Raw genomic sequence first — 338 nt, 5'->3', positions numbered from 1 at the left:
ATAATAATATTATTAAATTATTGGGTTATGATACTAAGCAAAATATGCCAGAAGATATTTTGACGGCTAAAGGTTATAGATTATTAAATAATATCAATAAATTGAATAAAAAAGACGTTGAAAATATAATTTTTAATTTTGTAAATATAAATGCTATTTTAAATGCTAAATATGAAGAATTATTAGAAATAAAAGGTATAAGTAAAGTTAAAGGTTCTATAATTATGAGAACCAAAGAAAGATATAAGAGTATTATTGAATTAGAAAAAATATAAATAAATGTACTAATTGGAGAGTAAAATCTCCAATTTTTATTTTTTTGTAAGTTGTAATAGTAA

Annotated in this window: 1 pseudogene; it reads left to right on the top strand. The window is 18.9% G+C overall.

The window, feature by feature from the left end:
* Positions 1 to 275, top strand: a pseudogene (locus AWT72_RS09910) (DNA integrity scanning diadenylate cyclase DisA); the annotation flags it as partial.
* Between the last annotated feature and the right edge of the window lie 63 nt (positions 276 to 338).

The sequence above is a fragment of the Oceanivirga salmonicida genome, from assembly GCF_001517915.1.
Lineage (GTDB): Bacteria > Fusobacteriota > Fusobacteriia > Fusobacteriales > Leptotrichiaceae > Oceanivirga > Oceanivirga salmonicida.
Note: the sequence above shows the minus strand (reverse complement) of the source record. Positions and strands in the feature narration are given on the sequence as shown.